14 protein-coding genes are annotated in these 13,958 nt (G+C 52.9%); 8 read left to right on the top strand and 6 right to left on the bottom strand.

Annotated features, from left to right (window positions below; all coding sequences use genetic code 11):
• Window positions 1-90: 90 nt before the first annotated feature.
• The 5 genes from rng to mreB form a co-directional block, all read right to left on the bottom strand.
• The gene (rng, locus tag GFB57_RS06870; RefSeq protein ID WP_003025190.1) at window positions 91-1,560 is read right to left on the bottom strand and encodes a ribonuclease G; all 1,470 of its coding nucleotides are present in this window, start codon (window positions 1,558-1,560) and stop codon (window positions 91-93) included.
• Entirely contained in the window at window positions 1,550-2,143 is a 594-nt protein-coding gene (locus GFB57_RS06865) for a Maf family protein (protein WP_003025192.1), read from the bottom strand. The genes rng and GFB57_RS06865 overlap by 11 nt, the downstream gene beginning before the upstream one ends.
• A 7-nt stretch (window positions 2,144-2,150) precedes the next feature.
• A complete protein-coding gene (gene mreD / locus GFB57_RS06860) occupies window positions 2,151-2,639 on the bottom strand; it encodes a rod shape-determining protein MreD (RefSeq protein ID WP_003025196.1) in 489 nt (162 codons plus the stop codon).
• Window positions 2,640-3,662: a rod shape-determining protein MreC gene (gene mreC / locus GFB57_RS06855; RefSeq protein ID WP_003025198.1), complete on the bottom strand. Its 1,023-nt coding sequence runs from the start codon at window positions 3,660-3,662 to the stop codon at window positions 2,640-2,642.
• A 66-nt stretch (window positions 3,663-3,728) separates the two neighbouring features.
• Window positions 3,729-4,772, bottom strand: coding sequence for a rod shape-determining protein MreB (gene mreB / locus GFB57_RS06850; protein WP_000913396.1), 1,044 nt, complete (start codon window positions 4,770-4,772; stop codon window positions 3,729-3,731).
• Here mreB and GFB57_RS06845 point away from each other — a divergent pair.
• Window positions 4,750-5,070 (top strand): hypothetical protein, encoded by a 321-nt coding sequence (locus tag GFB57_RS06845; protein WP_153752135.1) that lies wholly within the window; start codon window positions 4,750-4,752, stop codon window positions 5,068-5,070. The two genes, mreB and GFB57_RS06845, sit on opposite strands and share 23 nt — an antisense overlap.
• A gap of 8 nt (window positions 5,071-5,078) precedes the next feature.
• Here GFB57_RS06845 and csrD read toward each other — a convergent pair whose 3' ends face one another.
• Window positions 5,079-7,019 (bottom strand): RNase E specificity factor CsrD, encoded by a 1,941-nt coding sequence (csrD, locus tag GFB57_RS06840; protein ID WP_003025202.1) that lies wholly within the window; start codon window positions 7,017-7,019, stop codon window positions 5,079-5,081.
• 225 nt (window positions 7,020-7,244) lie between these two features.
• Between csrD and GFB57_RS06835 the strand changes: the two genes are divergently transcribed.
• From GFB57_RS06835 to panF, 7 genes are all read left to right on the top strand, one after another.
• Window positions 7,245-8,219, top strand: coding sequence for an MDR family oxidoreductase (locus GFB57_RS06835; protein WP_003025204.1), 975 nt, complete (start codon window positions 7,245-7,247; stop codon window positions 8,217-8,219).
• A gap of 119 nt (window positions 8,220-8,338) precedes the next feature.
• Window positions 8,339-9,343 carry a protein-methionine-sulfoxide reductase catalytic subunit MsrP gene (gene msrP, locus GFB57_RS06830; protein WP_003025206.1) on the top strand — a complete coding sequence of 335 codons (1,005 nt, stop codon included), beginning with the start codon at window positions 8,339-8,341 and terminating at the stop codon, window positions 9,341-9,343.
• Complete coding sequence (gene msrQ, locus GFB57_RS06825; RefSeq protein WP_003025208.1) at window positions 9,344-9,943, top strand: protein-methionine-sulfoxide reductase heme-binding subunit MsrQ; 600 nt, start codon at window positions 9,344-9,346, stop codon at window positions 9,941-9,943.
• 392 nt (window positions 9,944-10,335) lie between these two features.
• Window positions 10,336-10,806 carry an acetyl-CoA carboxylase biotin carboxyl carrier protein gene (gene accB / locus GFB57_RS06820; protein WP_003025210.1) on the top strand — a complete coding sequence of 157 codons (471 nt, stop codon included), beginning with the start codon at window positions 10,336-10,338 and terminating at the stop codon, window positions 10,804-10,806.
• A 10-nt stretch (window positions 10,807-10,816) separates the two neighbouring features.
• Complete coding sequence (accC, locus tag GFB57_RS06815) at window positions 10,817-12,166, top strand: acetyl-CoA carboxylase biotin carboxylase subunit (RefSeq protein ID WP_003025213.1); 1,350 nt, start codon at window positions 10,817-10,819, stop codon at window positions 12,164-12,166.
• Window positions 12,167-12,273: 107 nt separating this feature from the next.
• Window positions 12,274-12,516, top strand: coding sequence for a YhdT family protein (locus GFB57_RS06810; RefSeq protein ID WP_003025216.1), 243 nt, complete (start codon window positions 12,274-12,276; stop codon window positions 12,514-12,516).
• A complete protein-coding gene (gene panF, locus GFB57_RS06805) occupies window positions 12,506-13,957 on the top strand; it encodes a sodium/pantothenate symporter (RefSeq protein WP_003025218.1) in 1,452 nt (483 codons plus the stop codon). Before GFB57_RS06810 ends, panF begins: the two co-directional genes overlap by 11 nt.
• Window position 13,958 lies beyond the last annotated feature (1 nt).

Raw genomic sequence — 13,958 nt, 5'->3', positions numbered from 1 at the left:
AAAATATGACTCACACCCCTTGAGTGAATATTGCCGGATGATGGCGCTTGCGCCTTATCCGGCCTACATGCGCGGGTGCCACTACACGATTTACATCATGACGACGTCGAACTGCTCCTGGTTATACAGCGGTTCGATTTGTACTTTGACCTGTTTGCCGACAAAGATCTCAACCTCCGCCAGCGCATGTGACTCTTCACCTTTCAGGGTTTCAGCCACTGCCGGAGAGGCATAAACCAGGAAACGATCGGAGTCATATGCATGGTGTACCCGCACGATTTCGCGCATGATTTCATAACATACGGTTTCCACCGTTTTCACCGTACCACGCCCATGGCAGGTTGGACACTCGTTGCACAATACATGTTCCACGCTTTCACGTGTGCGTTTGCGCGTCATCTCCACCAGGCCCAGCTGTGAAAAACCGTTAATGCTGGTTTTTACACGATCCTTGCTCAGAGCCTGCTCCAGGGAGTGCAGTACCCGGCGACGGTGATCTTCATTATTCATGTCGATAAAATCGATAATGATAATGCCGCCGAGGTTACGCAGACGCAGCTGACGAGCAATGGCCTGCGTTGCTTCAATATTAGTATTAAAGATAGTGTCGTCGAGATTACGATGCCCAACAAACGCGCCGGTATTGATGTCGACGGTGGTCATCGCTTCAGTTTGATCGATGATCAGATAACCGCCGGACTTCAACTCAACTTTGCGTTCCAGCGCGCGCTGGATTTCATTCTCAACGTCAAAGAGATCAAAAATAGGCTGGCGTCCGCTGTAATGTTCCAGCTTGCTGGTCATCTCGGGGATATATTCCGCCGTAAATTCCAGTAACGCCTCATAGGTCAGACGGGAGTCGACGCGGATGCGGTCAAGCTGCGCATCAGCAAAGTCACGCAACACGCGCTGTGCCAGTGCCAGTTCACCGTACATCTGGTAGCGCGTTTGCGGGCGCTTTTTACGCTCCATGACTTTTGTCCAGACGCGCTTCAGGTAGGCAGCATCCGAGGCCAAATCCTCTTCGCATACGCCTTCTGCCGCCGTGCGAATGATGAAGCCACCCTGCTCATCGCAGTAATCCGCCACCACTTTTTTCAGACGTTCGCGTTCCGTTTCGCTTTCGATACGTTGGGATACACCAACGTGCGAAGCCCCCGGCATAAAAACGAGATAACGGGAAGGAAGCGTGATGTCCGTCGTCAGGCGTGCGCCCTTCGTTCCCAACGGATCTTTTACTACCTGCACCATCAGGTCCTGACCCTGGCGCACCAGTTCAGAAATGTCGCGTACGGTGAACTGTTTTTGTTCTTCACCCGCCACGCATTCGGTGTGCGGCATGATGTCAGAAGCGTGAAGAAATGCGGCTTTATCCAGTCCAATATCTACAAAAGCCGCCTGCATACCCGGAAGTACACGACTTACACGACCTTTGTAGATATTGCCTACGATTCCGCGTCGCGCCTCACGTTCAATATGAATTTCCTGCAGAATACCGCCATCAATGTAAGCCACCCGAGTTTCCGATGGCGTTACGTTTACCAACAATTCAGCCGTCATGTTTATCCCTTTTCTCACGCAGTGCGTTAAAATTGGTCAGCAACTCATACGTTTCTACCAGCGGTAAGCCGACTACGGCGTGATAGCTGCCATTTATCTTCCTGACAAAACAACCACCCAACCCTTGAATACCGTATGCACCTGCTTTATCCATTGGTTCACCGCTGGCAACATAACCCGCGATGTCCTCATCGGTTAGTGCTCTGAATGTCACTTCCGTCACTACCAGGCAGTCCAGACTGTGCTGGCAATCGGCCAGTGCCACGGCCGTCATAACTTGATGCGTTTTGCCCGACAGTTTGCGCAGCATTGCTGCGGCGTGGGCAGCGTCGTGCGGTTTTTCCAGCACTTCGCCATTAAGGATAACGATGGTATCCGCACCCAATACCGGCAAATCGCGCGGTGCCAGCGCTACACCAGCCTGCGCTTTTTCGCGCGCCAGACGCGAAACGTACTGCTGCGCACTTTCCTGCGGGTGCCGCTGTTCTTCAATCCCAGGGATCAGTCGTTCAAACGTAACACCAAGCTGAGTGAGCAACTCCTGACGACGTGGAGAACCTGAAGCAAGATACAGAGTATTCATATCAACCTTATTGCACCGCAAACTGCTGACGGACTTTACGCATCAGTAAGAATAGCCATGGCCAAAGCACGCCATTCACTACACTACTCCAGAACACTTCAGGTCTGAAAGAGACGTTGATCACTAAAAACTCGGCCCAGAAAACAATAATATCCACGACCAGTGATAACAACATGACCACCAGCGCCTGTTGCCAGAGCGCGAGGTTTCGGAATAGCTGGAATTTCAGCGCGACCAGATAAGCAATGATACTCATCGACAATGCGCGCACGCCAAGCGTGGAGCCGCTGATGAGATCCAGTATGGCACCCACCACAAATCCCGTGCCCACATTTACGCGATGCGGCAGCGCCAGGATCCAATACAACAAGATGAGCAGTACCCAGTTTGGCCGGAAAACCAGAATGTCATCCGGCCAGGGCATGACTTGCAGCAACAGTGCAATAAGGAACGAGAGCCAAATCACCCAACGTCCCTGGCTACGATAGCTTGCCACTTACTGTCCTCCCGGCTTACGCGGAGCAGGTTGTGGCGGCGTGGTATCCACAGGCGCAGGAGTCACACCTGTTGCAGGAGTTGGCACTGGCGCAGGCGGCCCCATGGCATCTGGTGCTGGCAGAACTTGCGGCATCATTTGCATCAGACGTTCATTGGCAACGCGGTGTACTTCTTCCGGCGTCATCGGGTTCGCGCCATTACGATCGGCACCCCACAACAGCAACAGATAGCGCAAACGCTGCAGACCCGCGGTCGGGCGAGCCTGAATCACGGTATAAGCGCGCTGAGTGTCCAGCTTAACGGAAGAAACAACAGCAACCGGATAACCTTCTGGGAAACGTCCGCCCAGACCCGAGGTGACCAGCACATCGCCAACGCGAATGTCGGTATTGGCCGGCAGGTGTTCGAGCTGAAGATCGTCAGTGCAGCCGTTACCCGCAGCGATCACGCGAATATCGTTACGCAGAACCTGAATGGGCAGCGCATGCGTCGCATCGCAAATCAGCAGCACGCGGCTCGTAAGTTTAGCCACCGCCACGACCTGACCCACAACGCCTTTGTCACTAATAACCGGCTGACCTTCGTAGACGCCGTTAACGCTCCCTTTGTCGATCACCACCTGATCGCTGTAAGGGTCATTAACCGTTGAGATGACCTGCGTCACCATCTTTTGTTCGTCCTGACGCAATGGCGATCCCAGCAGCTCGCGCAAACGCGCGTTCTCCTGTTTGTATTGCCCCAGCATCAGCAGTTCGCTATTTTTCAGCAGCAGTTCCTGACGCAATGCCCGGTTTTCAAGTTCGAGTTGGTCACGCGAAGCTAGCGTTTGCGACACGCCGTCGAGTAATTCACGAGGACCATTTGAGATAAAGTAGAAAGGACTGACGGCGGTATCCATGTACGTTCGGATTTGACTAAACGTACCCAAGCGGCTGTCGGCAATAATAACGCCGAGCGCCACCAGCACCGCCAGAATAAGGCGAATCTGTAGCGAAGGGCCACGGCTAAAAATTGGCTTCATAGTCTATGCGTATTCTCGTATCAGAGCGGAAGGGCAACCCGCGGGGGCTACCCAACCTGCATCCGATTACTCTTCGCTGAACAGGTCGCCGCCGTGCATGTCGATCATTTCCAGCGCCTTGCCGCCGCCGCGCGCCACGCAGGTCAGCGGATCTTCAGCAACAACAACTGGAATACCGGTTTCTTCCATTAACAGACGGTCAAGGTTACGCAGCAGCGCACCGCCACCGGTCAGCACCATACCGCGTTCGGAGATGTCAGACGCCAGTTCCGGCGGGCACTGTTCCAGTGCAACCATTACCGCGCTAACGATACCGGTCAGCGGTTCCTGCAGGGCTTCCAGAATCTCGTTGGAGTTCAGGGTAAAGCCGCGCGGAACGCCTTCAGCCAGGTTACGACCGCGAACTTCGATTTCGCGCACTTCGTCGCCCGGATAAGCGGAACCGATCTCGTGTTTAATACGTTCTGCGGTCGCTTCACCGATCAGAGAACCGTAGTTACGACGAACATAATTAATGATGGCTTCATCAAAGCGGTCGCCGCCAATACGAACAGAAGAGGAGTAAACCACGCCGTTCAGGGAGATAACGGCAACTTCAGTGGTACCACCACCGATATCAACAACCATTGAACCGGTTGCTTCAGAAACCGGCAGACCCGCACCGATCGCAGCCGCCATCGGCTCTTCGATCAGGAAGACTTCACGAGCACCTGCGCCCTGAGCTGATTCACGGATCGCACGGCGTTCAACCTGAGTTGCTCCAACCGGTACACACACCAGTACGCGCGGGCTTGGGCGCATGAAGCTATTGCTGTGCACTTGCTTGATAAAGTGCTGGAGCATTTTTTCAGTCACGAAGAAGTCAGCGATAACGCCGTCTTTCATTGGGCGAATTGCAGCGATATTGCCCGGCGTACGACCCAGCATCTGCTTCGCATCATGACCTACTGCAGCCACGCTTTTCGGCGAACCGGCACGATCCTGACGAATGGCCACAACAGAAGGCTCATTCAATACGATGCCTTGTCCTTTTACATAAATAAGGGTATTCGCGGTACCCAGGTCAATGGACAGGTCATTGGAAAACATGCCACGAAATTTTTTCAACATACTAAGGGATAATCCTGAAAGCTGGGGCGGAAAACAAAATCCGCTTACTTTACCAACCACACGCAGCAGCGACAAGGCGCAAAAATCATCTGCTACGGTGAAAATTAGTGCAGTTCGTTTCCTTTGTTACAAAACCGGCCTGAGTCCATCAGGGCTGAATAAATCAGCAGCACTCCTCGCTTTTGTTTGCAACCTGTCAAAGGTCATTCACCTGCATGTTTGCTGTTACAACCTGGCGAGCAGGCAAGCACACCCCCAGAAGGCACAGCGCGCGTTATTCTACGTGAAAACAAATTAAACGGCAGGTTAAACCGAGTATCTTTGCGAATATTTTTTCACGTTAGTGTCAAGTGGTTGTGATGCAGCAAAAAAATCCCCTTGCCCACCCGCAACTCCGCGTTCTGTCAGCGTATGCCACTCACTACGCGAACGTACGCCCGTAGCGTAAACCTGCGTGGGTGTTCCCGAACAGGCCTCCACCAGGCTTTGAACCAGAAGCTGATTTTCCGTTCGCTTATCAATGTTCCTCACCAGACTTGGATGCAGCTTCAATAACTCAACGTTAAGCTCTTTAATCCAACTGGTGCTCACCAGCGTTAACCCCGCCTGCGTAACGGCAATACGCACGCCCAGCGCATTCATCAATCTGATGACGGGCTGTAACCGGCTGATATGTTGACAGACATCTGCCTCAGCAAGTTCAATAATTATGCGTTTGCGTAATGATTTTTCGCACTGCATCAGCGTATCACGCAGCCAGCGCTGAAAACGTGGGCGAATAAGCGATTCAACCGTTATCTGCATCGCCAGATTTTCCTGCGGCCAGTACCCCAAAAGCAGGATCAGACGGCTTATCTGCAAACGGTCATACTCTTCAGCCAAGCCAAATTGAAGGACCATCGGCATATATTCCGCCGAAATGACCTCTTCGTTGCCATCAAAAATACGGCACATCAGCTCCCGATGGTGCACCCGCCCTTCACGGGTTACTGCAGGCTTTTGATAAATTCTCGGCCCGCCCCGGCTGAGCATCTGTTCGATCAGCGTTCGCCAGCGTACGTTGCCCCGCCCTTTTTCCGGCAGCGAGTCATCATAGACCGACCAGCTATTTCCACCCTGCAATACCGAATTCCGCGTGGCTGCTTCAGCATGATCCATCACTTGCTCCGGCGACTGACCGCTGCGGCAAACGCAAATACCAATATGAACCATATCGGCACGATCGATCATTTTATTAGCCGGAAGTGCATCTACCGCTTTTAATAATTGCCCGGCAATGCTTTCCGCCTCTTTCAACGTGCGGTGTGGCAGCAGGATGGCAAAATCGCTACGGTGGTAACGCGCCAGCAACGCGCCCGGATAGCGCGTCATAAAAGTCGACAACAAATTGATCAGCGTCGAGATTTGTTCTTCCGCGAGGGTGATTCCCCAGCTATCGCGCAGCAGCGTAAAGTCCGGCAGGCGCACCATCATCACGACGCCATGCGAGCCTACTTTTTCCTGATCTTCCAGCAGCGTGGCCAGTTGGTTATCAAAGAACAGGCGGTTGCTTAGCCCAGTTTTTGTATCCTGCGCGACATAGGAACGAATCAGCGTATCCAGGCGGCTGCGTTGCTCGCGAGCATTTTGAATTTCAGTCAGCAGCATATCGAGCGCACTGCTGGTGCGCGCAGGCCATTCATAGACCGTTCCCCGCACGTTCGGTCCACGTTCGCCGTTCAGAATACGTGTGGAACGAATCTCCAGCAGCTCCTGACCCGAAAGCTGGCGCTGAAGCCAGCGCACAGACAAAAAGAGCATCAGAATAATGAAAGCAATGGCTATCGTGAGCGGTGCGGTGGTCAGTAGCGAATGGAAATAGTTACCCATCGGATCCTGATAAACCAGACGCAATGACATGCCCGGATGCTTGACCAACGGTACGGTAATCTCGCGGTAGAGATTGTTCGTCCCTGCCGGTCGGTAGCTACTGGTGCGCGAATGGTCATACACCACGTGTTCGCCCTGCAACAGTTCGATGCGCACGATATCAACAGAAACCATCAGCTCATCGATTTGCGGGGTTAACGCAACGACATCTCTGGAGACCAGATGCGTATCAATCGCCGTCGCGACCGCCTGCACGCGCGTGGTGAACTTATATTGAATAGCGTTATAGAAACTCAGCGAACAGCCGATCAGAGTCACGAAGATCGTTAACCCAGTAAGCAGCGTGACAAAAGCTGAAAATTTCGTCGTTAATCGCATCCTTGTGTTAACTCCGACAGTTATGAAACAGGCCTGAAAGTGATAAAGCGACCCAAATATACAAAACTGAACGCAAAATCCGTCCATTTATACATACAGTGTGGGCATACTACCAAATCAGGTATATCTGGCAATTTATTGCGCAGAATCGGCATCATGTTTTGATTAGCGAGTATAGTCTTCATTAATAATTTTCCAATCCACTATACGAATTGAGGACAGGTTATGCAGGCTTTGATCTTAGAACAGCAGGACGGAAAAACCCTCGCATCCGTTCAACCCCTCGACGAAAATCAGCTACCTGAAGGCGATGTTACGGTGGATATCCACTGGTCAAGCCTGAACTATAAAGATGCTCTGGCTATCACTGGCAAGGGTAAAATCATTCGTAATTTTCCGATGATTCCTGGTATCGATTTCGCCGGTACCGTGCGTGCAAGCGAAGATCCCCGTTTTCATGCGGGTCAGGAAGTGTTACTGACCGGCTGGGGCGTGGGTGAAAATCATTGGGGTGGACTGGCAGAGCGCGCACGCGTGAAAGGCGACTGGCTGGTTGCGCTGCCAAAAGGACTGGATGGGCGTAAAGCCATGGTCATCGGTACCGCCGGCTTTACCGCTATGCTGTGCGTTATGGCGCTTGAAGATGCAGGTATTCGCCCGCAAGACGGTGAAATTGTCGTCACCGGCGCCAGCGGCGGCGTGGGCAGCACAGCCGTTGCGTTACTGCATAAGCTGGGTTATCAGGTTGCGGCGGTTTCGGGCCGTGAAAGCACCCACGACTACCTAAAAAACCTGGGCGCTAACCGTATTCTTGGCCGCGATGAGTTTGCCGAGTCCCGTCCGCTGGAAAAACAGCTGTGGGCTGGCGCGGTGGATACCGTTGGCGACAAAGTTCTGGCAAAAGTTCTGGCGCAGATGAACTACGGTGGCTGCGTTGCCGCCTGCGGCCTGGCGGGTGGTTTCGCTCTGCCGACCACGGTGATGCCATTCATTCTGCGTAACGTTCGTTTGCAAGGAGTGGACTCGGTGATGACCCCGCCGGCACGCCGTGCAGAGGCCTGGGCGCGTCTGGTTAAGGATCTGCCGGAATCTTTCTATGCCCAGGCGGCAACGGAAATTACGCTGGCGGATGCGCCGAAGTTCGCCGATGCCATCATCAATAACCAGGTGCAAGGCCGTACGCTGGTGAAGGTGAAGTAACAGGCCCTGGCGCAGAAATTTACACTTAATTAACCAAATTTCGCGGCACATCTACAGACTCCCTGCCATATTAACTACGCGTCCCCTGTCAGTTATGACGCGTAAGCCGGGAGTCTGTTATGAAGAAATTACGTCCATTTACAGAAGCCGACGTCACTGACGAGTCGGCTTTTTTTATGCAGCGTCGCCAGGTGCTGAAAGCACTAGGGATCAGCGCAGCCGCGTTGTCTTTACCCCACTCTGCTCAGGCTGACCTTCTGAGTTGGTTTAAGGGTAATGACCGCCCGCCCGCACCTGCAGGTAAGCCGCTTGATTTCAGTAAGCCCTCCGCCTGGCAAAATTCACTTCCTTTAACGCCTGCGGATAAGGTTTCTGGCTACAACAACTTCTACGAGTTCGGTCTCGATAAAGCGGATCCGGCAGCCAATGCAGGCAGCCTGAAAACCGATCCGTGGACGTTGCAAATCAGTGGCGAGGTGGCAAAACCACTCACCCTCGATCACGATTCGCTGACCGCCCGTTTCCCGCTGGAAGAACGGATTTATCGGATGCGCTGCGTGGAAGCCTGGTCAATGGTCGTGCCGTGGATCGGCTTTCCGTTACATAAACTGCTGGCGCAGGTTGAACCCACCAGCAACGCAAAGTATGTCGCGTTCGAAACGCTGTACGCACCGGATGATATGCCGGGACAGAAAGATCGCTTTATTGGCGGCGGGCTAAAGTATCCCTATGTTGAAGGACTGCGTCTGGATGAAGCGATGCACCCACTCACACTGCTTACTGTGGGGGTTTATGGTAAGGCCCTTCCGCCACAAAATGGCGCGCCCATTCGCTTAATTGTGCCGTGGAAATATGGATTTAAAGGCATTAAGTCGATCGTGAGTATCAAACTCACGCGCGAACGCCCTCCGACAACCTGGAATCTGGCCGCGCCCAATGAATACGGATTTTATGCCAACGTGAATCCGCATGTCGATCACCCCCGCTGGTCCCAGGCCACTGAGCGTTTTATTGGCGCAGGCGGTATCCTGGACGTACAGCGTCAGCCCACGCTGATGTTTAACGGCTATGCCGAAGAGGTTGCGTCACTGTATCGCGGACTCAATTTGCAGGAGAATTTTTAAGTGCGTCTGACCGCAAAGCACATTATCGGGCTGAAAGTTTGCCTGCATCTTGCCGGATTATTACCGTTTATCTGGCTATTTTGGGCGGTAAATCACGGCGGCCTGAGCGCCGATCCGGTCAAAGATATCCAGCACTTTACCGGTAGGACAGCTCTGAAATTCTTGCTGGCGACCTTGCTGGTCTCTCCACTCACGCGCTACGCTAAACAGCCATTATTGATACGCACACGTCGTCTGTTAGGGCTATGGTGTTTCGCTTGGGCAACGCTGCATTTAATCAGCTACGCACTACTGGAGCTGGGCATTAATAATCTGGCGTTATTAGGGCGGGAATTACTTACGCGACCTTATTTAACATTGGGCGTTGCTAGCTGGGTCATATTATTCGCCCTCACCTTAACGTCTACGCAAGCTGCACAGAGAATGCTGGGTAAAAAATGGCAGTATCTGCACAACTTCGTCTATCTTGTGGCGATCCTGGCACCCATACATTATCTGCGGTCGGTAAAAATTATCTCCCCTCAACCGATTATTTATGCAGCGCTCGCGGCGGTGCTGTTAGCGTGCCGTTACAAGAAGTTTCGCCAGTGGTGGCGGTAGTTTCACGTTATGTGCAGTGCGTTGCAAAACACGGACGATCCGATTTTCTTTACATGTTAACGGTTGATTATCTTCCCTGATAAGACCAGTATTTAGCTGCCAATTGCTACGAAATAGTTATAATGTGCGACTTTGCTATCCCCGGTAGCGTTTTTAAAGCGCGGAAAGGGTGACAATCGCGTATTGAAGGTATATTTTGTCTTTTACCCGAAAATGGCAGAAGATAGCCGCACAATGACTAACAAGTCTGGCAATCTCATTTAATGGCAGCAGCACCCAGTGCAGCGCCTGAGATGCGTGGCATCTTGTCACTCACTGTTATAAAAATGCTATACAGACGGCGGTAAAACGCTTGTCACAATCTCACTAAACAAAGAGTACGGAACCCACTCATGGATATTCGTAAGATTAAAAAACTGATCGAGCTGGTTGAAGAATCAGGCATCTCCGAACTGGAAATTTCTGAAGGCGAAGAATCTGTACGCATCAGCCGTGCAGCGCCAGCTGCAAGTTTTCCGATGATGCAACAGGCTTATGCTGCACCAGTGATGCAGCAGCCAGCTCTGTCTAACGCTGTCGCACAAACTGCCTCTCCAAGTATGGAAGCTCCGGCAGCAGCGGAAATCAGTGGTCACATCGTACGCTCCCCAATGGTTGGTACGTTCTACCGCACCCCGAGCCCGGATGCGAAAGCGTTCATCGAAATCGGCCAGAAAGTGAATGCGGGCGATACCCTGTGCATCGTTGAAGCCATGAAAATGATGAACCAGATCGAAGCCGACAAATCCGGCGTAGTTAAAGCGATTCTGGTAGAAAGCGGTCAACCGGTAGAATTTGACGAGCCGCTGGTCGTCATCGAATAACGAGGCGAACATGTTGGATAAAATTGTTATCGCCAACCGCGGCGAGATTGCCTTGCGTATTCTTCGTGCCTGTAAAGAACTGGGCATCAAGACTGTCGCGGTGCATTCAAGCGCGGATCGCGATTTAAAACACGTATTGCTGGCGGATGAGACGGTCTGTATTGGCCCGGCAGCATCCGTAAAAAGCTATCTGAACATCCCGGCTATCATTAGCGCTGCTGAAATCACTGGCGCGGTGGCAATTCACCCGGGTTATGGCTTCCTCTCTGAGAACGCCAACTTTGCTGAACAGGTAGAACGTTCCGGCTTTATCTTCATCGGCCCGAAAGCCGACACCATCCGCCTGATGGGTGACAAAGTGTCCGCAATCACCGCGATGAAGAAAGCAGGTGTACCAACAGTCCCAGGCTCTGACGGCCCGCTGGGTGATGACATGGACGCTAACCGCGCTCATGCTAAACGCATCGGTTATCCGGTTATCATCAAAGCCTCCGGCGGCGGCGGCGGTCGCGGTATGCGCGTCGTGCGCAGCGATGCCGAACTGGCACAATCCATCTCCATGACCAAAGCGGAAGCGAAAGCGGCTTTCAACAACGACATGGTTTACATGGAGAAGTACCTGGAAAACCCACGCCACATTGAGATTCAGGTGCTGGCAGACGGTCAGGGTAACGCAATTTATCTGGCAGAGCGTGACTGCTCCATGCAGCGTCGTCACCAGAAAGTTGTCGAAGAAGCACCAGCACCGGGCATTACTCCGGAACTGCGTCGCTACATCGGCGAGCGTTGCGCCAAAGCCTGTGTTGATATCGGCTATCGCGGGGCGGGTACTTTCGAGTTCCTGTTCGAAAACGGCGAGTTCTACTTCATTGAGATGAACACCCGTATTCAGGTTGAACACCCGGTAACCGAAATGATCACCGGCGTTGACCTGATCAAAGAGCAACTGCGCATCGCAGCGGGTCAACCGCTGTCCATCAAGCAGGACGAAGTTGTGGTTAAAGGCCATGCGGTAGAATGCCGTATCAATGCCGAAGACCCGAACACCTTCCTGCCAAGCCCGGGTAAAATCACGCGTTTCCACGCGCCGGGTGGTTTTGGTGTGCGTTGGGAGTCTCATATTTACGCAGGCTACACCGTACCTCCGTACTATGACTCAATGATCGGTAAGCTGATCTGCTATGGCGAAAACCGCGACGTCGCTATCGCCCGTATGAAAAACGCCTTGCAGGAACTGATCATCGACGGTATCAAAACCAACGTTGACCTGCAGATCCGTATCATGAATGACGAGCACTTCCAGCACGGTGGAACCAATATCCACTATCTGGAGAAAAAACTCGGACTTCAGGAAAAGTAAGCGTGCGTTAACCAAAAAGGCCGGAAATTCCGGCCTTTTGTTTTTCTCCCCTCCCGCACGTGCCATAAGGTACAATCCCCGCTTTCTTTATCCACAAGGGACAAAAAATGGACGCTCGTTTTGTTCAGGCCCATAAAGAGGCGCGCTGGGCGCTGTGGCTAACCCTTTTATATCTGGTTACATGGTTAGTGACCGCTTACTTACCTGATTCAACGCTGGGTTTTACCGGCTTACCGCACTGGTTCGAAATGGCCTGCCTGCTAACGCCGCTGGTTTTCATCGTGCTGTGCTGGGCGATGGTGAAGTTTATCTATCGCGACATTTCGTTGGAGGATGACGATGCAGCTTGAAGTTATTTTACCGCTGGTCGCCTATCTTCTGGTGGTCTTCGGTCTTTCTGTTTACGCCATGCGTAAGAGAGTGACCGGTACCTTCCTGAATGAATATTTCCTTGGCAGCCGTTCCATGGGCGGGGTCGTGTTAGCGATGACGCTAACGGCAACCTACATTAGCGCCAGCTCGTTTATTGGCGGTCCTGGCGCTGCTTACAAATACGGACTGGGATGGGTGCTGCTGGCGATGATCCAGTTGCCTGCCGTCTGGCTCTCATTGGGGATTCTTGGTAAGAAATTCGCGATTCTGGCGCGTCGCTATAATGCTGTTACCCTCAACGATATGCTGTTTGCGCGCTACCAGAGCCGCCTGCTGGTGTGGCTGGCGAGTCTCAGCCTGCTGGTCGCGTTTGTCGGAGCAATGACCGTACAGTTTATTGGCGGCGCACGTCTGCTTGAAACCGCAGCGGGCATTCCTTACGAAACTGGATTGCTGATTTTTGGCGTCAGTATCGCACTGTATACGGCGTTCGGCGGATTTCGCGCCAGCGTACTGAACGACACCATGCAAGGCATGGTAATGCTGATTGGTACTATCGTTTTGTTGGTCGGCGTCGTTCATGCCGCCGGTGGCCTTAGCAATGCAGTGGTAACCCTGCAAACCATCGACCCGAAACTGGTCTCGCCGCAGGGCGCGGATGACATTTTGTCACCCACGTTTATGACCTCATTCTGGGTGCTGGTATGCTTTGGCGTGATTGGCCTGCCGCATACGGCGGTACGCTGCATCTCTTATAAAGACAGTAAAGCGGTACACCGCGGCATTATCATCGGCACAATAGTGGTGGCGATCCTGATGTTTGGTATGCATCTGGCGGGTGCTCTGGGACGGGCGGTAATCCCTGACCTGACGGTACCGGATCTGGTTATCCCTACGCTGATGGTCAAAGTCTTGCCGCCGGTCGCTGCCGGGATTTTCCTCGCCGCCCCTATGGCTGCGATCATGTCGACGATCAATGCCCAATTGCTGCAAAGTTCCGCTACGATCATTAAGGATCTGTACCTGAACCTTCGCCCGGAACAGCTGAAAAACGAAACCCGGCTGAAGCGCATGTCAGCCGTGATTACCCTGCTGCTCGGCGCGTTACTGCTGCTGGCAGCCTGGAAACCGCCTGAGATGATTATCTGGCTTAACCTGCTGGCGTTTGGCGGACTGGAAGCCGTCTTCCTGTGGCCGCTGGTGCTGGGCCTGTACTGGGAGCGAGCAAACGCGGCTGGCGCATTGAGCGCGATGATTGTCGGCGGCGTGCTTTATGCCGTACTAGCGACCTTTAACGTTCAGTACCTGGGCTTCCATCCAATTGTGCCTTCGTTACTGATTAGCTTGCTGGCTTTCCTGATCGGCAACCGTTTCGGTTCCACCGTTCCGCAAGCCGCCATATTGACTACTGATAAATAAA

Source organism: Citrobacter sp. S39 (genome assembly GCF_009495675.1).
GTDB lineage: Bacteria > Pseudomonadota > Gammaproteobacteria > Enterobacterales > Enterobacteriaceae > Citrobacter > Citrobacter freundii.
Note: the sequence above shows the minus strand (reverse complement) of the source record. Positions and strands in the feature narration are given on the sequence as shown.

Excerpts from the sequence above, each read along its gene's own strand:
- accB (WP_003025210.1), top strand. The coding sequence starts at position 10,336 with ATGGATATTCGTAAGATTAAAAAACTGATCGAGCTGGTTGAAGAATCA.
- GFB57_RS06845 (WP_153752135.1), top strand. The coding sequence starts at position 4,750 with ATGCCACGAAATTTTTTCAACATACTAAGGGATAATCCTGAAAGCTGG.
- csrD (WP_003025202.1), bottom strand. The coding sequence starts at position 7,019 with ATGCGATTAACGACGAAATTTTCAGCTTTTGTCACGCTGCTTACTGGG.
- accC (WP_003025213.1), top strand. The coding sequence starts at position 10,817 with ATGTTGGATAAAATTGTTATCGCCAACCGCGGCGAGATTGCCTTGCGT.
- rng (WP_003025190.1), bottom strand. The coding sequence starts at position 1,560 with ATGACGGCTGAATTGTTGGTAAACGTAACGCCATCGGAAACTCGGGTG.
- panF (WP_003025218.1), top strand. The coding sequence starts at position 12,506 with ATGCAGCTTGAAGTTATTTTACCGCTGGTCGCCTATCTTCTGGTGGTC.
- msrP (WP_003025206.1), top strand. The coding sequence starts at position 8,339 with ATGAAGAAATTACGTCCATTTACAGAAGCCGACGTCACTGACGAGTCG.
- GFB57_RS06865 (WP_003025192.1), bottom strand. The coding sequence starts at position 2,143 with ATGAATACTCTGTATCTTGCTTCAGGTTCTCCACGTCGTCAGGAGTTG.
- mreB (WP_000913396.1), bottom strand. The coding sequence starts at position 4,772 with ATGTTGAAAAAATTTCGTGGCATGTTTTCCAATGACCTGTCCATTGAC.
- GFB57_RS06810 (WP_003025216.1), top strand. The coding sequence starts at position 12,274 with ATGGACGCTCGTTTTGTTCAGGCCCATAAAGAGGCGCGCTGGGCGCTG.
- GFB57_RS06835 (WP_003025204.1), top strand. The coding sequence starts at position 7,245 with ATGCAGGCTTTGATCTTAGAACAGCAGGACGGAAAAACCCTCGCATCC.
- mreC (WP_003025198.1), bottom strand. The coding sequence starts at position 3,662 with ATGAAGCCAATTTTTAGCCGTGGCCCTTCGCTACAGATTCGCCTTATT.